This is a genomic window from Paenibacillus spiritus, from assembly GCF_008710135.1.
Taxonomy (GTDB): domain Bacteria; phylum Bacillota; class Bacilli; order Paenibacillales; family Paenibacillaceae; genus Paenibacillus_AQ; species Paenibacillus_AQ glufosinatiresistens.
The window spans coordinates 59349-79833 of record NZ_VYKK01000002.1; the positions used below are offsets into that span (position 1 = coordinate 59349).

Sequence of the window (20485 nt, forward strand, 5' to 3'; positions counted from 1 at the left end):
GGAGATGGAGTTCGTTCATGAGTACCCCCCTGCACCAACTGGAATCCCGGATGGCCGGCGACGGCCTGGATGCCCTGCTTGTCACCGATCCGAAGCATGTCTATTATTTGACCGGCTTTGCCAGCAATCCCCACGAGCGCTTTCTCGGCCTGCTGCTGATCCGCGGCGAGGAGCCGGCGCTGATCGTTCCCGCCCTGGACGCCGAAGCGGCTCATGCGGCTTCTTCCGTCGGCAATATCGTCACCCATGCCGATACCGACGATCCCTATGCGCTCCTTGCCGCGCGCCTCGGAACGTTCCGGGGCCGGCTCGGCATCGAGAAGGAGCAGCTTACGCTGGCCCGGTATGAACGGCTACAGGCCGCCGCGCCCGGCTTCGACGCCGCAGACATCGGACCCGCTCTTCGGGCGATGCGCGCGGTCAAGACGCCGGAGGAGGTCAGCCGGATGCGCCGCGCGGCGGAACTGGTCGAGGAGGTGCTGCGCGGCGGCCTCGCCAAGCTTGCGCCCGGCACAACCGAGGTCGATCTGGTCGCCGAGCTGGAATATCTGATGAAGAAGCTCGGCGCGGAAGGTCCTTCCTTCGACACGATGGTGCTGTCCGGCCCCAATACGGCGCTGCCGCACGGTGTACCGGGAAGCCGGGTTATCCAGCCCGGCGATCTGCTGATGTTCGACCTCGGCGTATTCGCCGAAGGCTACGCTTCCGACATTACCCGAACGTTCGCGGTCGGCGAGATTGACGGCAAGCTGAGAGACATCTACGGCGCCGTTCTGGCGGCCAATGAAGCCGGGATCGCGGCATCCCTGGCGGGAGCCGCCTACGGTTCCGTGGACCGGGCAGCGCGGCAGGTCATCGAGGAAGCCGGATACGGCCCGTACTTCATGCACCGCGTCGGGCACGGGCTCGGCATGGATACCCACGAGTACCCGTCGCTGCACGGCATGAACGAAGACCGGATCGGCGAAGGCAACGTGTTCACCGTCGAGCCGGGCATCTATGTGCCGGGCATAGGCGGCGTCCGGATCGAGGACGAAGTCTTCATCGAGAACGGACGCGGCGTAACGCTGACTTCCTTCCCGAAGGAACTGACTGCGCTGACGCTGGGCTGACAGCAGCCGGAAGTCCCCTTCCTGCAAGCCAAGCAACCCCAAAAAAGCAGCCACCTGCGAGGTGGCTGCTTTTTTGGGTTAACCCCGTATCTATTTAATCCCGGCCGCTGCTCTATACGGATCGTTCCATCGGCGAAGCAGCCGCGTCAGACCGCTTGTCCGGCGCCGCAGAGGTCTCCTCCTCCGGGAACCGGAAGCTTCGGGCCAGGTACAGCACCGGCGTACCCGCTGCCGTGAGCAGGAACTTGACGACATACGTCGTCAGCAGAATTTCGATCCATACCTCCATGCTGTAGAGCCCCGCGAACGCGATGGTGCAGAAGATCAGCGTATCTACAAAAGAACTGATCATCGTGCTCCCGTTGGAGCGAATCCACATCTGGCGGTAGGAGCCGAAATAACCGCGAATCCACGTGTACAGCCGAACGTCGAGGAACTGGCTGATGAAATAGGCCAGAAGGCTGCCCAGCGCAAGACGGGGCATAAGCCCGAAGATCGCCTTCAGCGATTCCTGCGCGTCAAGCGCAATCTGCTCGCCCTGCGGCTCGAAGACGAGAGCCATCTGCATAATCACGGTGGTCATGAGCAGCGTGAAGAACCCGAACCAGACCGCGCGGCGCGCTTCGGCGCGGCCGTATTTTTCATTCAGCAGATCACTGGTCATGTAGAGCGTAACGTACATGGTATTTCCCAGTGTCATCACGATGCCCAGCGGCATCTCGATGGTCTTGACGACCTGAATATTGGCGATAACGGTCGCGACCCCCACCCAGGCATACAGTCCCTTCTTACCGAACAGCCGGTAGCAGAGCAGGAACAGGCCGAAGTGGACGACGACGAACAGGACGCCCCACAACAAATTGAACATCACAAATAGCCTCCTAGTTTTGGTTACGCGGGATGGTTTCGAACCGCGGCAATTCTGCAAAACAGTATCACTTTATCACAAGCGGACCCCGAGGGCCATCTCTTTTTAATGGAAGATTCGTTTTATGTTACAGAAAGTGGTCAAAAAGTCCTGAATTAATTCTGAAAATTTCGCGAAACTCTTCATTTTTTTCAGCCTCCCTCCGAAGGAAATAGTATACATATCGGCCGTATTGCCTGTCCGCCGGGTCCCTGATTCTAGTTCGCAAGCCTCGTTTCTCCGCCTTCACCGCGGCTTGGATACTGCCTCTCGCGGCCCCCGGCAGGGCGGCTCCCAAAGGAGAGAAATCCCATGTTTCGGATGATTACGCGATCGGTTGGACGGAGGATTATGTTTCTGCTCTTTGTAGCCTTGCTCCTGACCTCCCTCACTCTGAGCATCAGCTTCTACCAAATCTCGATCAACACGATCGAGGACAACGTCCTTCCCCAGATCGACAAAACACTGAAAATCGCTTCCCAGGATGTTCTCAAAAGCTTGAACACCACGAATGCCCAGCAGGCGGTCGGCAACGACCAATCAAAGACCAATTTGAAATTCTACTTTCAGGAACAGGCCAAGACGCATGACGCCGAGACGATCCTCCTCATTGATTATCAGAACGGCAAGCCGGTTGTCGTCACCGGGGACCAGGAATCGGCCTATAAGGCCAAGGAGAGCTTCCCGATCTCGGCCGCTCTGGCGGAAGCCGCAGGCGGCAAGCCTTCGGTCAGCGACATGTACACGGACAGCCATGGCATACATAAGACCGCTTTTGTTGGCATACCGGGCACGGGACTTGTCCTCGGCGTGAGTTCGGATCTGGATTTCGTCAAGGATAAAATGAACCGGATTCTCTGGACCAGCATCGGCACGACCCTCATTGCGCTCGCCCTCAGCATGGCCGCCGGCTACCTGATCAGCCGCCGGATCACCAAGCCGATCCGCCAGCTGGCCGAATTCAGCAACCGTGTGGCGGAAGGCGACTTCACGGTCTCGATTCCGGTCAAAGGCCATGATGAAATCTCCCGTCTGGCCCAGAGCTTCGACGATATGACCAGCCGTCTGCGGATGACGATCGGCCAGGTGCTGGAGACGGCCGATACCGTCATGAGCAGCTCCAATGATTTGAAGCAGCGGGTTGACGGATTGAAGGAAATGGCCCAGCTCTCCGCAGCCTGCGTGACCGAGATCGGGTTCGGCAGCCAGGCGATCGCCGAAGCCGCCGCCGACAACGCCCGGGCGATGGAAGAGATCAGCCACGGCATCCAGCATATCGCTTCGGCGGCGGGCGAAGTCACCGAGCAGGTCGGACGCGCCGCAGAGGAAGCGAACAGCGGCAACGAAATGGCCCGGAATGCGCTGCAACAGATGCAGCAGCTCGCCGAAGCGTCCCAGCGCTCGCTGGAACAGTTCCGCCACATGAACCAGAGCTCCGAGCATATCGGCGAGATCGTCCAGAGCATCGCCGAGATCGGCAAGCAAATTCAAATGCTGTCGCTGAACGCCTCGATCGAAGCGGCCCGCGCCGGTGAGCATGGACGCGGCTTCGCCGTCGTGGCCGGCGAAGTCCGCAAGCTGTCCGAATTGTCCAGCTCAGCGACGGAGAAGATCCGCGAGTTCCTCTTCGGTCTTCAATCCGGCATGCAGCAATCGGTCGAGGAGGTCATGCAGACGAATGAGCGAATTCTCGAAGGCGTGAATATGACGAAGACGGCCAGCGAAGCGTTCGGCAATTTGGCAGTCCTGACGGAGAGCGTGACGCACAGCATCCAGTCCGTATCCGCCGCGACGCAGGAGATTTCCGCCGGGACCGAAGAGGTGACCGCCTCCGTAGAGGAGACCGCCAAGATTACGTCCAACTCCCTCGAAGGCTCGGAAATGCTGGAAGAGACCTACAAGCAGCAGAACAGCGAGCTTCTGGCGAACGCCCAGACGGTTAGCCAGCTCTACGAACAGGCGCTTCAGCTTCAGGAAGCGGTCCGGCAGTTCAAGATTTAAGGCAGAGAGTTGCCGGTTCACACAAAGCCAAAAAGGATATCCCGCCAGACCGGTTGCCGGCTCTGACGGGATATCCTTTTTGTGTCATGCCTTTCTGCGCAGCTCTTCCCTTGCGCGCCTTCAGATCACAAGCGGACGGCCGCCGGCGGAGCCGGAGGCGGCGCGTTCCGCCGCACCTCTCGGGCGTCTCTCCGTCTGCTTGGTCTCTGCCTTTCGTTCCTCCCGCAGACGGCTCAGAAACTGCTCCATCCGCCGCAGGGCTTCGGCCAGCTGTTCCGGCGATGCGGCGTACGAACAGCGGATATGGCCTTCGCCGCCTTCCCCGAATACGCTGCCCGGAACGGCCGCGACGCCGCCCTCTTCCATCAGCCGGCGAGCGAATTCCGCCGACGTCAGCCCCGTGCCGGCAATCGACGGGAAGGCATAGAAGGCGCCTTCCGGCATCCGGCACGGCAGCCCGATGCGCCGCAGCCCCTCGACGAAGAACGTCCGACGCCGGGCCAGCTCTTCCCGCATCGCCTCCTTCGCTTCCAGCCCCAGGCGGAGGCTGGCAAGCGCCGCAACCTGCCCGGTCGTCGGCGCGCACATCGCCGTGTACTGGTGCACCTTCAGCATGGCGGCGATCAGCGTCCGGGGACCGCAGGCGTACCCGATCCGCCAGCCGGTCATGGCGAATGCCTTGGAGAAGCCGCTGACGACTACGGTGCGTTCCTTCATTCCCGGCAGCGAAGCGATGCTGACATGCCGCCCTTCATAGGTCAGCTCGGCATACACCTCGTCGGAGAGCACCGCCAGACCGTGCCGCTGCACCAGCCGGGCAATCGGCATCAGGTCCTCGGCTCGCATGATTGCTCCGGTCGGATTACTCGGATAATTCAGCAGAATCGCCCGCGTCCGCGGGCCAATGGCCGCCCCCAACGCCGCTTCCGTCAGCTTGAAGCCGTCCGCCGCCGAGCCGGAAGCTTCTACGGCAACTCCGCCGGCCAGTTCGATCAGCGGGGCGTAGGCGACATAGCCGGGGGAGGGAACGACGACTTCATCGCCCGGCTCCAGCAGCGAGCGCAGCGCCAGGTCCAGCGCTTCGCTGCTGCCGACCGTTACCAGCAGCTCGCTGCCCGGTTCGTAATCCAGTCCGAAGCCGCGGCGCAGATAAGAGGCAATTTCGCCGCGAAGCTCCGGCATTCCGGCATTGGACGTATAGGCGGTCTCGCCGCGGGCCAGCGATTCGCAGACCGCCTTCCGCACCGGCTCAGGCATCGGGAACGCGGGCTCGCCAACGCCGAGCGAGACGACATCCTTCCCCGAGCCGGCCTCGAAGAACGCCCGGATGCCCGAGGGCGGAAGGTCCCGGACCCGCTTGGCGAGGCGGACCGAGTCTGCGGGGTCCGCCGCCGTCCGGGTGTGCCCGGAGATCACGCCGCCTTCGGCACGGGCGGCCTCATTGTTGTCCAATCGGCTCCGCATGGGTCTGTCCCCCTCTCTCTGCCAGCGACAGGTCAAGAATACGGTTCAGCAGTTCCGGGAAGGGGATGCCCGCAGCCGCCGCGCTCTTGGGCAGCAGGCTGGCTTTGGTCATGCCCGGCAGGGTGTTCAGCTCCAGCACATAAGGCGTTCCGTCCCCGGCAATCATCATGTCGATGCGTCCGTAGACCGAACAGCGCAGCGTCTTCCAGCAGGCGAGCGCCGTCCGCTCGACGCTTCCGGCCAGGGGCTCCGGCAGTTCCACGGCCAGCTCCTCCGCCCCTCCCGCTTCATACTTCGCCCGGTAATCGAACCAGTCCGACGACTTCGGCCGGATGGCGATCACCGGCAGCAGCCGGCCGTCCAGGACGGAGCAGGTGATCTCCTCGCCCTTGATCCAGCGCTCCGCCATCACCGGTCCGCCGCAGGCGAACGCTTCCGCCGCCGCTGCGCGAAGTTCCTCCGCTCCCCGGACAATGAAGGTGCCGATGCTGGAGCCGCCCGAGACCGGCTTGACGACGACGGGATACCCGCCAAGCTCCTGAACCGACTCTTCCCGGACGTCGCCGGGACGTCTCCACACCACCCAATCGGGCGTCGGCACGCCGGCGGCGCGGAGCAGCGTCTTGGACAGGTCTTTGTCCATGCAGAGCGCGCTCGGCAGCACGCCGCAGCCGGTATACGGAATCCCCAACGCTTCCAGCGCCCCCTGCACCGTGCCGTCCTCGCCAAAAGCGCCGTGCAGCGCCAGCAACGCCGCATCCAGTCCCTTCACCTTCTCCGCGAGTTCCTCCTTGCGGTCAATGACGACCGGCACGGCCTCGTACCGGCGCGGGTCCAGCGCTGCCAGCATTTCCGCCCCCGTCTTCAGCGAGACCTCCCGCTCTCCCGACACTCCGCCCATAATGACGCCAACTCTCATCCTGATCCTCTCCCTGTATGCGTTAGTGAATGCGTTCGTCCATGCGTCCGTCTCCCTGCGGAGCGTCCGTTCCGCTGCTCTAAGTCCCGCCAAGCAGGCGGGCCGCTTCCTCTCCGATAATCCGTATGCCTTCCCTGATCCGCTCATCGTCCACCCGGGAGAAGCCGAGCCGGAGCGTGTTGCCGCCCCCGCCGTCCGTGAAGAACTGGTCGCCCGGCGTGAAGATCACGCCCCGGGCCAGCGTCGCCTCCAGCAGCTTCCGCGTCCCGAAGCCATCCGGAAAAGTCAGGAACAGATGCAGCCCCCCGTCGCCGGTAAGCCGGCTGTACGGAATGAACTCCCGGCAGCAGTCCAAGGTCCACTCGTATTTGCGCCGGTATTCGGCTCTTGCCTTGCGCAGATATTTATCCAGATTGCCTGTGGCCAGATACTGATAGAGCAGCGACTGGTCCAGCGTCGAGGTATGAATGCTGCGGGCGCGCTTGACGCTCTCCAGCGTGTCGATCAGCGCGCGGTCTCCAAGCACCCAGCCGACCCGGATGCCGGGGAAAAGGATTTTGGAGAAGCTGCCGATGTACACCACGCCGTTGCCGCTTCCCGCCACCGCCGCCAGCGGCGCCACATGCGCGCCGGAGTAGCGCAGCTCCTCGTTGAAGCCGTCCTCGATGACCGGCACTCCGTGCCGTCCCAGCAGCCGCATCGCCTCGTTCCGCTTGTGCGAAGACATGACGATTCCCGTGGGATTATGGTAAGACGGCACAAGATAAGCGCAGTCGAATCTTCGGCGCGCCAGCGTCTCCTCCAGCGCTTCCAGCGATAACCCGTCGTCCTCCATCGTAATGCCCTCGATGTCGAAGCCGTGCAGCTTCATGTTCTTGATCGCCGTATGATGCGTAGGATTCTCGCACAAAATGGCGCCTTCCTTGCGGTCAATCGCCGACAGCACGATGTCGAACCCTTCCGTGAACCCGCTTGTAATCAGCAGATCCTGATTGGCGGTATCCACGCCCTTGCGGGCCATATAGCCGAGCAAATACCGGATCAGCGGCCGGTACCCTTTGGCATAGCCGTAATTCAGCAGCACTTCGCCTTCAAGCGCCATCCGGTCGAGAAAAGCGCGCTTCACTTCATTCATCCCGAACAGCCGCTCGTCGGGGGCGATGCTGGTGAACGAAATGACCTCTTTGCCCGCCCGGATGCCTCGCTTCATGAGATCGAGCTCGCGGGCGCTGACTGCGTACCGGCTCAGCCGTCCGCTCCAGTCGGTCGTCCAGGCCGCTTCGCCGCGGTCATTTGCCCGGTCTGCGAGATCAAGCGCCACATAGGTGCCTTGGCCCTTGACCGTATAGGCGAAGCCGTCGTCCTCCAGCGCCTCGAAGGCAGCGATGACCGAGCCCCGGCTGACCCCGAGCAGTCCGGCCAGCTCCCGGGTGGCCGGGAGCCGCTCCCCTCCGCGCAGCGCTCCCCGGAGAATAAGCCCTCTGATATAATCCTTGATCTGCTGATAGACCGGACGGTCTGCCGACAGCTCGAAATCGTTGAACATGAAATGCCTCCTGTTTCTGATCCTTATCTTGCCATGAATGCGGCGTTGGCGACAGAACCGCGGCCGGCCCGATTTCCGGCGGGCGCGGTCCGGTGCCGTACCCTTGCGTCAGCCGGGCATTTCGCCCGGCTGCGGGACAACGGCATCTTCCCGGCCTTGGCGCATCCGGGCTTTTGTGCCGAATTGCCTTTTCGGTTACAATTATAACCGTACATCAATTCGTTACATAATGGAGGAATATCCATGCTGTTCATCGACAACGCGGGCATTACGGACGCGTCCATCAACCTCGCCATCGAGGAATACGCCCTGAAGCATCTTCCCATGGACGACAGCTATCTGCTCTTCTACATCAACGCTCCGTCCATCATCATCGGCAAGCACCAGAATACGATTGAAGAGATCAACCAGGAATATGTCAAGGAGCACAACATCAAGGTCGTTCGCCGTCTCTCCGGGGGCGGAGCGGTCTATCACGATCTGGGGAACCTCAATTTCAGCTTCATTACCAAGGACGACGGCGAGTCGTTCCACAACTTCCTGAAGTTCACCCAGCCGGTCATTGATTACCTGCGCAGCATGGGCGTCAACGCCGAGCTGAGCGGCCGCAACGATCTCCAGGTCGGCGAACAGAAGATCTCCGGCAATGCCCAGTTCTCGACGCGGGGCCGGATGTTCAGCCACGGCACCCTCATGTTCGACCTCAACCTGGACGATGTCCAGGCTTCGCTCAACGCGAACCCGGAGAAGTTCAAATCCAAGAGCACGAAGTCGGTACGGAGCCGGGTCGCCAACATCAAGGACCTGCTCGGCAATCCCGAAATGACGATTGAAGAGTTCCGCTCGGGACTGCTGCGCTCCATCTTCGGCATGGAGCCGGAGGAAGTGCCGCAGTACAAGCTCGGCGACGCCGACTGGGCGAAGATCAACGAGATTTCGCAGGAACGCTACCGGAACTGGGACTGGAACTACGGACAATCGCCGAAGAGCAATGTGAAGCATGCCCGCAAGTTCGCCGGCGGCATTGTCGATATCCGAATGGAGATCAAGGACGCCCGGATCGAGGAGATCAAAATCTACGGCGACTTCTTCGGCGTCGGCGATGTGGAGGACGTCGAGAACGCGCTGCGCGGCAAGCGCTATGAAGAGGCGGAAGTGCGCGAAGCGTTGTCCGCGCTCGACCTGAAGCATTACTTCGGCCGGGTGGAGCCGGAGGACTTTATCGGTTTGATTTTCCTGGAGGAATAAGAACCGCCTTCTTCCGCCATCGCACAAGCAGCACAGACAGCCCGCCCCGGTCGATGTCGCCATCGACGGGAGCGGGCTGTTTGTGTTAGAGGCGGCCGGCGCCTGAATTCACGTATTCCTTCACAGTCTCCGCTTAACGGGCATATTCCCGTCAGGCCGAGACGTCGGCGACCAGATTCTTCATCCATTTGCGCGAGTAGATGCGCGCCAGCCCGATAAAGAAGCGGACCAGCTCTTCCACCGACAGGACCATATAGACCCAGAAGATCGGCTGCTTCCAGACCAGCGACATCAACAGTCCGGACGGAACGCCAATCAGCCAGGTGGCGGCGGACTCCATCGCGAACACGAAGCGGCTGTCTCCGCCGCTGTTCAGAGTGCCGCCGGCAAGGATCATATTCGACACCTTCACCCACAGGAAGAAGGCGAACACCCAGACCAGACGGATGCCGAGCGTATGCGCCTCGTCCGATACTTTGAAGAGCGAGACATAGAGCGGCGACAGCACTGCGATCAGCACGCCCGTCGCAAGGGAGACGGATATGCCGAGCCGGATGAACCGCTTGGAATAATCCAGCGCCGTATCCGGCTCATCGGCTCCGAGCTTGTTGCCGATGATAATGCCGGCCGCGCTCGACAGACCGGACAGGAGACCGATGCTCAAGCCCTGCAGCGGATACGTAATGGTCATGGCGGTAATCTCCGCCGTCCCCATCCGGCTGTAAATGACGGCATAGACCGTTTCGCCGAGTACCCAGATCAGCTCGTTGAGCACGATCGGATAGGTCGTGCCGAGAAAACGGCGGATGAACGGGCCCGAAGCGGTGAACCAGCCCCGGACATCGGTCGTTCCCGGCAGACGCAGCCAGAAGGAAGCCCCGATGATGAACCCGCATTCCAGCAGCCGGGCAATCAGTGTGGCGACGGCCGAACCCTTCAGTCCCAGCTCCGGGAAGCCGAAGTGGCCGAAGATCAGGCCGTAATTCAGAACGACGTTCACGATGACCGCGCCGGTGCTGGCGAACAAAGGCAGCTTCACATACCCGGTAGCCCGCAGAATGGACGAATAGATCATAGTCAGCATCGCCGGTATGTAACTGAGCGAGACGATGCCCAGGAACACTGCCCCTTCCGTCACGAGCGCTTCGTCTGTAGTGAACAGGCGGAAGCCCGCTTCCGGGAACAGGTGAATCGGTACCGTGAACAGCAGAGACAGTCCCAGGCCGATCATCAGTCCGAGCCCAAGCAGTCCCGAGATGCTCTTCTTGTCCCCTTTGCCCCAGAACTGGGCGGCATAAATCGAGACCCCGGTTGCCAGACCCGCCAGCGACACGGATACCACGGCATAAATTTTGTTCGAGATGCCGACCGAAGCGATCGCCACATCTCCGAGCTGGCCGACCATCAATTGGTCGGTCAGCGTCAGAATCGCCATGATCAGACTTTGCAGCGTCACCGGTATGGCGATTTTATAGATATCCCGGTAAAAATCCGTCCTTGCCTCTTTCATTGATTTCCATTCCCCCCGGCTAGACTGCTTTGCGATAGTGCAGCAATGTGTAATTCTTCTTGGGGAGCACCTCGGCTACGCTGAACCGCTTGGCCGAGTCCAGGTCGCTGTATCCCTTGCCGTCCACGAGCGTAATGTTGGTTCCTCCCCCGATAATGACGGGAAGCTGCATCAGAATGATCTCATCGACAAGATCCAGATCGAACACATTCCAGTTCAGGAATCCGCCGCCCTCAATCATCAGACTGTGCACCCCATACTCCGACTCCAGCCGCCGGAACAGCTCTACAAAATCGACCTTCTCCTGCCCGCAGACGATGACTTCCTTATTCCGTTCCTTCAGCTGCGCGATCTTCTCCTCATCCCGCCCCTGCTCGGTGGTGACAATAAGCGTCCGTCCGCCGTCGGACAGCACGTGGCTGTCCATCGACAGGTTCAGGCTGGTGGTCGGGATAATCCGCAGCGGATTGCGGTTGTCTTCGTAACGGTTCGTCAGCATCGGATTGTCCGTTACAATCGTATTTTTGCCGACCATAATGCCGTCAACCTGCCCGCGAAAACGGTGAATGAACTCCACATCCTCCGGTTCAAACATGCTGAACAGCGGCTTGCTGGATTGCCCCGCGCCCAGAGTCATCTTGCCGTCGATGGATACCTGGCTGAATATTGTCGTTCTCATTATCCCTCTCCCCTTCTGGTTCCCTGGTCTCCCCTGATCTCTTCCTTGTCTATTCGCCGCCGAACCGCTCCGGCATCAGCGTGTCTTATTCCCCGCCGCCAAAATCCGTCTTCCTTCCGCTTGCTCCTGCATGAACCGGGCCGTCACCCCCCCTTCCTGCTCTTCGATTCCCAGCAGCCCTTCTCTCATGGCCTCCCAGACGGCCTCCATCACCGGCTCCACCGGCATGCTGCGCGTATTCGCCATCTGCCGGATCAGCCGGGCGCGAACCGGCGGCGCCTCGGCTTCCATGGCAGCCCGCACGCCGGGATGGACCGGAATGCGCTGTACGCGCGTTGCCCATTCCCGCTGCTTCTCCTCGCGCAGCATATAAGCGGCCAGCTCCAGCAGTTCCTCCCCCTGCTCCGAGGCCAGCGCCTCTCCCGGGAAGACCAGCCCGATGGAGGAGGTCATCGAGAGCGCCCGGTTTCCGCCGATGGAAGGCAGCGAGGCAACATCCAGCCGATTCTCCATGTGCTGGTGAAGATAGTTGAAGATCCATTCGCCGCAGATGATCGCTCCGACTTCCCCGGCGATGAAGCGGTCCAGAAGCGCCGTCGGACCGTGCAGACTCTCCACCACCCCCTGCTCCAGGCCGCTGCGGACCAGCTCCAGCGCCTTCGCCATTTCCGGGGAAGCCAAATCCGGCTCTCCGTTCTTCAGCGGCCAGCCGCCGCAAGCCGTCAGGAACGGAATGAAGCAGTAGGGGTCCTTGAGGTCTGCTCCCAGCGGAACCACTCCCCGGGACCGAAGTCCCTCTGCCGCGGCTGTGAGCTCTTCCCACGAACCGGGCGCCTCCGGGTAGATCTCCCGGTTGAAATAGAGGACCAGGTGGTTCCCGCGCAGAATCGGCACCCCGTACTGGCAGCCGTGAGGCCGCATCGAGGCGATCACCTCGTCATCGGTAATTCCGGCCCGCTCCCAGAAGGAGTCCGGTACCTGCGAATATTGGGCTCTGCCGCCGTATCCGGCCAGATCGGCGGGAACGAGCGCCGCCATCGGCGACGGGCCGCCGTCGCTGATCGCCCGCAGACGGATGCCCAGCTCCGTTATATTCATGACCTCGGGAACAACAGACAGCCCCCGCTCGGCCGAGTAATCCCGGCAAATGCTCTCCAGCACCTCGATCGAGGTATCCCCTTTGCCGTCAAATTCATGCCAGACAACGATCGGCTTCGTGCCGGTATTCTTGGAACTGTTCAATGGATTCCTCTCCCTCTTCTCTAATCTTGGGCACCAGCCGGATCATCAGCAGCGCCGCCTGATACGGTCTCATCACATAAATTTCTTCGCCGTCCCCGTCCGTCCGCAGCTCGCCGGCATCGCTCTCCAGCAGCAGCTCGGTCCGGGAGAGTCCCGGGCCGATCCGGCGCGTTCGCAGAATGCTCTCTTCCTCGGGATTCAGATTAAAGCAGGCGCAGAACAGCTCGTCTCCCGCGTAATAGGAATAGATCAGAATCTGGTCCTGCGCATCCGGCATGTAGAAGTTGGCGGGCTGCAGCAGGCTTACGTAGCGCCGTTTGATCTGTCCCAGCTCTTCCAGAAGGGGGAGCAGCGTTGCCGGGCTCAGCCAGTTGATCTTCATGGTATTGAAGAAGGCGCGCGGAATATCCGCCCCGTCCGTGTTATCCGCCAGTCCGCAGTTGAGGGGCTGCTCCTCGAACACTTCCATCCCTGTCGTCAGGTACGGAATCCCGTTCGGCAGAAAATAATTGAATACCGTCATCAACCGGGAGAGCGGCTTGCCGCCCCGGCTTGTGATCCGCGGCGTATCCGCCGTCTCGGAACAGGCGAACACATGAAGCTGAAGCTCGGGAAGCTCCTGCACATAATCGCGCAGCCGTTCAATCCGGATGTCGCTCATGACATTCCATCCGCTGCCCAGCATGACGTTATAGCCTGTCCGCGCGGCTTCCCGGTGGTTGCGGTTGAACAGATCCTCGCTGATCAGAATCGCATCCGGGGCATGCCCGCGGATCGTGCGGAAGATATCCTGAAGCAGCGGAACCGGAAGCGTATGCCCGATATCGATCCGGAATCCGTCGATTCCGTAGGTCCGCATCTGAAAAGCGGCCGCTTCGGTCAGCATTTCCCACAGCGATTCGTTCGGCTTGCTGCCGGGATACAGATTGCATTTGATCGTATCGAACAGCGCATACGGGGCCTGGTCCTCGCTCAGATACGGCAGCACCAGGGGAGAAGGGTCTTCAAAGAGCCGGAAAAAAGCGACATCCGTCCAGATCGGCTGCACATCGTTGATCCAGTCCGAGTGGGCGGGAGCCGTTGTAACGCCCATCTCCGCTTCCGCCAGCCGCAGCAGCGGCTCACCCGTCAGGCGGGACCTTTCTTTCAGTTCGTTCCAGAGATCCGGATTCAGCTCATGGGGCGGTCTGCGGAAGAAGGTCAGGAACCGCCGGGTCTCCGGGCTTGCATAGACAGTCTCCAGCTTGTCCGGCGTGCACTCCGTGAAGAAGTCCAGACCCTCAATCTCCGGCGGGCGAAAGCCTTCCAGCGCCCGGGTATCGATCCAGTAGAACCATTCCGGGTGCTCGGCAAGAAAGCTGTTGTCCCGGGCGCTGACACGCGGAATAAAGTCGAACACCACTTTCATCCCCAGCAGGTGGCAGGCCTCTACAAGCGTAGCCAGCTCTTCATCCAGCGTGAGGCCGTTCATCTCGTCGAGCAGCGGATCATGCAGCTTCGGGTCCAGCTCATAGAGCGAGTAGACGGCATAGGGAGAACCAAGATCCCCTTTGCGGTTCAGATCGCTTGGCCGGGTTACCGGCAGCAGGTACAGGATATTCACATCCATCCGTTTCAGCAGAGGAAGCAGAATCATGAAGCGAAGAAAAGTCCCGGATTGAATGCCCCCGCTGTGGTCATAATCCCAGGCGGCGGAATAGCGGGGCAGGGCGCAGTAGATCATGCTCTTGTCCAGATCGGTCTCCCTGGCGGGACCGTGCTGCAGGGACAGCTCCAGCAGATAACGGAGATGTTTCTGCAAGAAATCCGCCGGATCAACCCGAATCTCTCCCTCCTTCCGTTCCAGAACGTCTTCATATCCGCATTCATTCCATAACTCCGGCAGCCAGAGCGGCTCTTCCTGCCCGGCGGGGCGGCTCGCGAAATACTCCAGCATGCGCATGACGCGTGCGTGTTGTCCAGCCATGCGGCAACCTCCTTTAAATGGGTTCCGTGTCTTACGAGAAGGCAAATACCGTCTTGATCGCTTCCGTTCCGTCCGGAGAAGCCGTTCCGTCCAGCAGTTCGGCTATCGCGGCCGGAGCCTCGCCGAGCGCGCAGCGGCGGTTGACCAGCCCCGCAAGCTCCGGCGCCTCTTCGACAAGGCGCAGCGCTTCTCCGAACGTGTTCAGGTATTCGCCTGCACCGATCAGCCGGATGGCCTGCTGCGCATACATCGTAGGCGACAGCGGGTAGCGGTAGGCGCCGTTGATCGCCATCGGCACGATTGTGCCGCCCCGGTCCACCCAGCGTTCCGCCGCCGCCATTTGCGTCCCCACCGTGTCGATTACCGTATCGAAGCCCCGGTCGCCCAGCAGCTCCCGCACCCGCTCTGCCGTCAGCTCCTCCGGTGTCAGCGCGCAGTCCGAATATCTCCGGGCTGCGGCGAGGCGCCCTTGGCGCAGCTCGGTGGATACCGTGAAGCAGCCCAGGCGGCGGGCGGCGAACTGGCAGAGAAGCCCCATCGGACCCGAACCGAGAATCAGCACCGACTCGCCCTCGCCGATGCCCGCTTCGCGGAAATGATGCAGCACGCAGGCAAGCGGCTCTGTCAGAACGGCCGCTTCCCAGCTGACCTCCGGCTTCAGACGGTGGAGGAAACGCTCCTCCGTAACGAACGAAGGGGCAAACGTTCCGTGACGGTTCAGCCCGGCAATCGGCATGCCGGCTTTATCTTCGCCGATGCACAGATGAACTTTGCCTGACCGGCAGAACCGGCAAAGTCCGCAGCTCTGGTTGGGATCGACGACTACCCGGTCCCCGGGCGCAAGCGACCGGACCGCCTCGCCTACCTCGCTTACGATTCCTACCGCTTCATGTCCCCGAATAATGCCGGCTTCCCCCGGCTCCTTGCCGGCGACCACCGCCAGATCGGTGCCGCAGATCCCCGACAGCTTGATGCTGACCTTCACTTCGTGCGGGTTCTTGATCTCGGGCTCCGGCATCCTCTGCTCTTCCAGACGGTCGCCATTCCAGACGAGCGCGCTCATCCGCCGACCTGTCTCCGGCCGGCTAGTCGCTGCTTCCATCTCGACATCTTCCTCTCCCCAAAGGATTTGTGCAAACGTTTGTCTTAATTACAATTCAAAATACTACCACCTGTTCCCCAAAATGTAAGGGGAACTTTGTCGAATATGATGATTGATTTATATTTTTTTACTTTTCATGTCACCATAAGGGATTAAAATATAATTTTCACTCTTCTCTGTCGTTGTAAAGTCCTACATCCTCTCTTTTTACACAGAGCAAACGTTTCGCATGATGTTCATTTCGACTCGTTCTCAAGGATGCTTATCCGCGAATTAAAGAGAATGAAAATTCATGAAAATTTACAATGCGACTAAAGACCTGCCGGATTCCGAAAAAAAACCGGTCCGGGGATTCCCGGACCGGTTGGTCTTGGTTAGAAGGTCTTCATTCACAAGGTTTATTTGCTTACTGTGTCTGTTTGCTGCTGTCTGCCGCTTGAGTCCCCGAAGGCGTCATTCCGCCCTGACGGTTGCCCGGCCGTCCGCCGTGGCCCATTCCGCCTCCGCCAAAGCCCTGGTTCGGCGTTGTAATTCCCGATTCATTGACCCAGGTAGCGCTGCCGGTCACTTCGAACGCCACCACCTTGGTTCCGCCGCTGTACGTGCCGTCCTGGTACAGGCCGTCAACCGCCGTCCCTGTCGCGCTTCCGCCGGTATACAGGGTGTAGCTGCCCTTCTTCAGTTCCGGCGAACTGATGACTACGGCGCGGTAAGCCTTGGCCGGAGCGAAGGTGAGGACCGAATTGCCGTCGGCATCCTCCAGATGAACCAGCTGGCCGGCTTGCTGGGATTCGGTGAAGCTCATGGCGACTGAATACTGGCTGGAGCTGTCCGATGCAGACTGCATCATGCCTGCGCTGCCCGCCGCCACGAGGAAGCCGCCTGTCATATTGAAGGTCTGGTCATAATCCAGCGCTCCGTTGCCGTCGCCGGTCGGTCCGTTCACGATGACGGTACCGCCGCTCATGGCCACCGAACCGTTGGAATCCATACCGTCGCCTTCTGCGTTGACCTTCAGTGTCCCTCCGCTGATGTTAAGCTGCGATCCGGCATTCACGCCGTCGTCCGAAGCATTCACCTCCAGATCTCCACCGGTAATGTCAATGGTGGCTCCTTCTATAGCTTCATAGCTCTTGCTGACCCGGATGGTTCCTCCCGCAAGCGTTGCCAGATTGTCGGCATGGATGCCGTCGTCGCCGGCAGCGATGTCCAGCTTGCCTTCCCGGATCGTCGCATTGCCGTTGCTGTGAACGGCATCGTCTGCGGAGTCGAGGGTGAAGGTGCCGCCGTTGATATTCAGATCGCCCCCGGATTTCAAAGCTTTCGTGCTGGCCGTCTCGGTCTCTTCCGATTCGCCGGTTGACGCCTGGCCGGTGGTCTTGTCCGCCCCCGCAGCGGATTCCTTCTCCGAAGCGCCGGACATGGCCTCTCCGTCTTGCCCGGGACCCATGCCTCCCTCCGCAGGCGCCGGCATCGAACCGTCCTGCGGGAGTTCGCCGTTCGGCATGCCTCCCGGGAATCCGCCTTTGCCGCCGAAGCCTTCCTCCTGCGCCCTTGCCGGCGCGTTCGCGCTGCCTCCACCGGCTGTCAGCTTATACGTCCCGCCGTCGATGACAAGCTGCGTCTCGCTCTGGATCGCGTCCTTCTCGGCCGTAATCTCGAAGGTGCCCGAAGCAAGGGCAACCTGTCCTTTGTCCGCGTCTTGGTCATTGGTCGATTTGATGCCGTCGCCTCCGGCCTGAATCGTGATGCTTCCGTCCTTGACGGCCACCAGGTCCTTGCCGACAATACCGTCATCCTTTGCCGTCACGGAGATCGTGCCGGATACGATTTTGACATCGTCCTTGCCCGCAATGCCGTCGTTGTAGCTGGCCTTGACCGTCAGTTCGCCTGTACCGTTGATCGTCAGATCCGCCTTGCTGAACAGCGCTGCGCTCGGTTCGTCCGAACCGTCCGCCAGAATGTAGGAGGCGCCGTCGGTCAAGGTGTTCTCCGTGCCATCCGCCAGCGTCAGGGTAACCTTGTCCGCTTGCTGAATATAGATCGGGGCGCTGTTCTTGTTCGTAATGGAAGCGCCGTTCAGGATTAGATGCACCTTGTCCTTATCGGCTGCGCTGACCGCGATCTGTCCGCTGTCCAGACTGCCGCTGATGATATAGGTGCCTGCCGCGTTGATGGTTACGGTACTTCCGGAGACTTCGGCTCCGGAGCCGCTGACGGTCGCTCCGCTGCCGCTCAGCGCAATCGTTGTCGCTGTGTCTGCGCTCCAGGCGGCATCGGTATCCTCTTCGCTGAAGCTGACGACATCGCTGACCGTGATCTTGGAGGCTGTGCCGGATGCCGTCTTGGCCGCCCCGCTCGAAGCGGAGGCCAGTGCCGCCGCCGTGGAGATCGCTTGGGAGCCCGAACCGGCGGCATTGTTGCTGCCCGAACCGCAGGCCGTCAGGGCCGCAGCCAGCAGCAGCACCAGTCCCGCTTTGCTTCCTATAATAAATTTATTCATATCTTCTCATCCCCTCTATGCTTGTTCTCAGTATTCCGTCATGGTCGGAGCCATGGTGAGCGAGAGATCCAGGTTGCCGTTCCGGGTGCGGATGGCGTCCAGGAACTCTTTTTGGCTCGTATTCTCATTCAATGTGACGCTGTAGACCAATTCGTACAGGCTGCCCAGCTCGGTCGTGCGGATCTTCTTGAGCTCATACTCCACCTGGAATCGGGCGAACACCTCGGCAAAAGCTTCCTCATACCCCAGGTTCTCGGGTATCGTTACCTTTAGCGTCTTCTGCACCGACTTGCGGACTCCAAACCGGGTGTAGCTCAGCAGGAACATCACGGCGCATAGGATGACGGTAAACAGGACCGCGTATCCGAACGCTCCGACGCCGCAGGCCAGACCCGAAGCCATGGTGAACAGGACAAAAGCAATGTCTTTCGGATCGCCGGGCGCGCTTCGGAACCGGATGATCGAGAAGGCGCCGGCGAGACTGAACGCCCGGGCGACGTTGCTGCCGATGAGCAGAATGATAATGGCTACAATGGCCGGCAGCAGCACCATGGTCAGCGTGAAGCTCTGGGTGAAGCTGCCCGGCGTCGTTCTCATATAGGTCAGGCTGATGGCCGCTCCGAGGATCAAGGCAACGGCCAGGGTCAGCAGAGCGTCGGTGAAGGTCAGTTCGGCGGACGTTACGGTGGTATTAAAAATGGAATCAAGCATACAACATAATCTCCCTTTCAGATGCGCTGTCTTTCAGCATTTTTTTGTATTCATTGCCGTATTTGGAGAAGCTCGTGCGGTACAGCCGGTGCTCCGAGAGCAGGTTGGCGAGCCAGACCGGAATCGTCTTCTCGGCCTTCACTTCCATCAGCCACTGGCCTTCCGGCAGCAGCAGCTCGCCGTAGGGGCCGCTCTCCAGCTTCAGATCGTACCGCCGGCTGCGAATGTTGGTGTCGAAGGTAATCCGCAGATCCCGGTTGTCTTTGCAGAACATCGCCTTGCGTTCATAAGACAGGTACACTTTGGGCAGGAGTTCATAGCGGGAGAGGAAGTATTTCAGCTCTTCGATTACCTGCTTGTTCATGCCATCCCGGTACTCCGGCTCGATGCCGGTGCGGACGAAGTCGTAGGCTTCGTTCAGCTTCAGGGAGGTGCGGCGCTTGTTGACCAGGCCGAACACTTTTTTCTTAATCTCCAGGTAGACCTTGCTGTCCCCGTCCGGCACGCCGTAGGCGCGGAGTCTGAGCTTCTCCTTGTACTTCGGCTTGGCTAGGCTGTTGCGAATCAGGGTGTCATGCTCGGTATCGTAGTAGAGATTCGTGATCGAGTAGAACTCATGCTGCTTGTTGTACGCATCCGGCTCCATGTACTCCAGCAGGTCGCCGTAGAGCTTCTGATAAGCCGCGTGGTCGAACACGTACTTGTTCTCGTATCGGTTGAAGACTTCAATCGCCATGGGGTTCAGTTCCTTTCTGTTTCGGGTTCGGGAGATTGCCTTGTCTCTTGCCCATGTCTGTATGTTAGCGGGCGAACCTTTAACGAAGCTTAAATGAATTTACATAGCGTTAATTTTTTGTTAACACGGCGTTGACAGTTGGGTATTCGGGCTTGGAACGAGGGCCTGAGGGCACTCCGCGAGTGCTTGGACTTCCGGTCGCTGTTGTTTTTGAATTTCCGGGATTGGAATGGGCTGCGGGTGAAATTCAAAAACAAAGGCGAACGCTGCCGCTCCTCCAGTTCCAAGCCCTTCTCTCCGTGCCTTCGGCCCTCCTGAGGGGCATAGCAGCGACAGCTCTTGGAACGAACGCTGCCGCTACAAAAAATGGCCGGCCAAGTTAACTTGGCCAGCCGCTGAAAAGAAACCGCTTGGTGCGAACCCCAAGCTCCCATGAAATCCCCGGGTCCTTCGCACCTCGGATTTTGGCGAATCCCGTCGATTTACTCTCGTTCTCGAAAATGTCAATCCATAACAGTTGCTTTTTTGATATGCTGAAGAGGAGAAAGTGCGCTAAGGCATCTCCCGCCGAGATGATTTAGGGTAGTTATCGCTGTCGCACCCTGTATGGGGTGCGTGGATTGAAATCCCGCCTACCAACGGGACGTCATACAGGCAATCGTCGCACCCTGTATGGGGTGCGTGGATTGAAATTGTTACAAATTGGCGGCGGAGTCCGGCCGAGTAACCGTCGCACCCTGTATGGGGTGCGTGGATTGAAATTCCGACAGGGCCCAGTGCGGGCCCATCCGGACCGTCGCACCCTGTATGGGGTGCGTGGATTGAAATAGCCGCTTATA

Annotated in this window: 15 protein-coding genes; 3 read left to right on the forward strand and 12 right to left on the reverse strand. The window is 60.2% G+C overall.

Annotated features, from left to right (window positions below):
• Window positions 1-17 precede the first annotated feature (17 nt).
• Window positions 18-1112, forward strand: coding sequence for a M24 family metallopeptidase (locus F4V43_RS01075; RefSeq protein ID WP_150456387.1), 1095 nt, complete (start codon window positions 18-20; stop codon window positions 1110-1112).
• Window positions 1113-1224: 112 nt separating this feature from the next.
• On the opposite strand, the gene F4V43_RS01080 is transcribed toward F4V43_RS01075, so the two are convergent.
• On the reverse strand, window positions 1225-1980 hold the full coding sequence (locus F4V43_RS01080; RefSeq protein ID WP_150456388.1) for a queuosine precursor transporter: 756 nt from the start codon (window positions 1978-1980) through the stop codon (window positions 1225-1227).
• Window positions 1981-2331: 351 nt separating this feature from the next.
• On the opposite strand from F4V43_RS01080, the gene F4V43_RS01085 reads away from it, so the two are divergent.
• The gene (locus tag F4V43_RS01085) at window positions 2332-4020 is read left to right on the forward strand and encodes a methyl-accepting chemotaxis protein (protein WP_223879733.1); all 1689 of its coding nucleotides are present in this window, start codon (window positions 2332-2334) and stop codon (window positions 4018-4020) included.
• A gap of 120 nt (window positions 4021-4140) precedes the next feature.
• Here the strand turns inward: F4V43_RS01085 and F4V43_RS01090 are convergent, their stop codons facing one another.
• The 3 genes from F4V43_RS01090 to F4V43_RS01100 all read right to left on the reverse strand — a co-directional run bounded on the left by F4V43_RS01090 (window position 4141) and on the right by F4V43_RS01100 (window position 7949).
• On the reverse strand, window positions 4141-5484 hold the full coding sequence (locus F4V43_RS01090; RefSeq protein ID WP_150456389.1) for a pyridoxal phosphate-dependent aminotransferase: 1344 nt from the start codon (window positions 5482-5484) through the stop codon (window positions 4141-4143).
• On the reverse strand, window positions 5459-6403 hold the full coding sequence (locus tag F4V43_RS01095; RefSeq protein WP_150456390.1) for a D-alanine--D-alanine ligase: 945 nt from the start codon (window positions 6401-6403) through the stop codon (window positions 5459-5461). The genes F4V43_RS01090 and F4V43_RS01095 overlap by 26 nt, the downstream gene beginning before the upstream one ends.
• A gap of 79 nt (window positions 6404-6482) precedes the next feature.
• Window positions 6483-7949 (reverse strand): PLP-dependent aminotransferase family protein, encoded by a 1467-nt coding sequence (locus tag F4V43_RS01100; RefSeq protein WP_150456391.1) that lies wholly within the window; start codon window positions 7947-7949, stop codon window positions 6483-6485.
• Window positions 7950-8192: 243 nt separating this feature from the next.
• On the opposite strand from F4V43_RS01100, the gene F4V43_RS01105 reads away from it, so the two are divergent.
• Window positions 8193-9197: a lipoate--protein ligase gene (locus F4V43_RS01105; RefSeq protein ID WP_150456392.1), complete on the forward strand. Its 1005-nt coding sequence runs from the start codon at window positions 8193-8195 to the stop codon at window positions 9195-9197.
• Between the two features lie 151 nt (window positions 9198-9348).
• On the opposite strand, the gene F4V43_RS01110 is transcribed toward F4V43_RS01105, so the two are convergent.
• The 8 genes from F4V43_RS01110 to F4V43_RS01145 all read right to left on the reverse strand — a co-directional run bounded on the left by F4V43_RS01110 (window position 9349) and on the right by F4V43_RS01145 (window position 19646).
• On the reverse strand, window positions 9349-10707 hold the full coding sequence (locus F4V43_RS01110) for an MATE family efflux transporter (RefSeq protein WP_150456393.1): 1359 nt from the start codon (window positions 10705-10707) through the stop codon (window positions 9349-9351).
• A gap of 19 nt (window positions 10708-10726) precedes the next feature.
• Complete coding sequence (locus F4V43_RS01115) at window positions 10727-11386, reverse strand: RibD family protein (protein ID WP_150456394.1); 660 nt, start codon at window positions 11384-11386, stop codon at window positions 10727-10729.
• 75 nt (window positions 11387-11461) lie between these two features.
• Window positions 11462-12628, reverse strand: a complete 1167-nt coding sequence (locus F4V43_RS01120; RefSeq protein WP_150456395.1) for an extracellular solute-binding protein — start codon at window positions 12626-12628, stop codon at window positions 11462-11464.
• Window positions 12579-14594 carry an alpha-amylase gene (locus F4V43_RS01125; protein ID WP_150456396.1) on the reverse strand — a complete coding sequence of 672 codons (2016 nt, stop codon included), beginning with the start codon at window positions 14592-14594 and terminating at the stop codon, window positions 12579-12581. Before F4V43_RS01125 ends, F4V43_RS01120 begins: the two co-directional genes overlap by 50 nt.
• Before the next feature lie 31 nt (window positions 14595-14625).
• The gene (locus tag F4V43_RS01130; protein ID WP_223879734.1) at window positions 14626-15696 is read right to left on the reverse strand and encodes a zinc-dependent alcohol dehydrogenase; all 1071 of its coding nucleotides are present in this window, start codon (window positions 15694-15696) and stop codon (window positions 14626-14628) included.
• Between the two features lie 406 nt (window positions 15697-16102).
• The gene (locus tag F4V43_RS01135) at window positions 16103-18199 is read right to left on the reverse strand and encodes a carbohydrate-binding domain-containing protein (RefSeq protein ID WP_150456397.1); all 2097 of its coding nucleotides are present in this window, start codon (window positions 18197-18199) and stop codon (window positions 16103-16105) included.
• A gap of 27 nt (window positions 18200-18226) precedes the next feature.
• Window positions 18227-18910: a DUF4956 domain-containing protein gene (locus F4V43_RS01140; protein ID WP_150456398.1), complete on the reverse strand. Its 684-nt coding sequence runs from the start codon at window positions 18908-18910 to the stop codon at window positions 18227-18229.
• Entirely contained in the window at window positions 18903-19646 is a 744-nt protein-coding gene (locus F4V43_RS01145) for a polyphosphate polymerase domain-containing protein (RefSeq protein WP_150456399.1), read from the reverse strand. The genes F4V43_RS01140 and F4V43_RS01145 overlap by 8 nt, the downstream gene beginning before the upstream one ends.
• Window positions 19647-20485 lie beyond the last annotated feature (839 nt).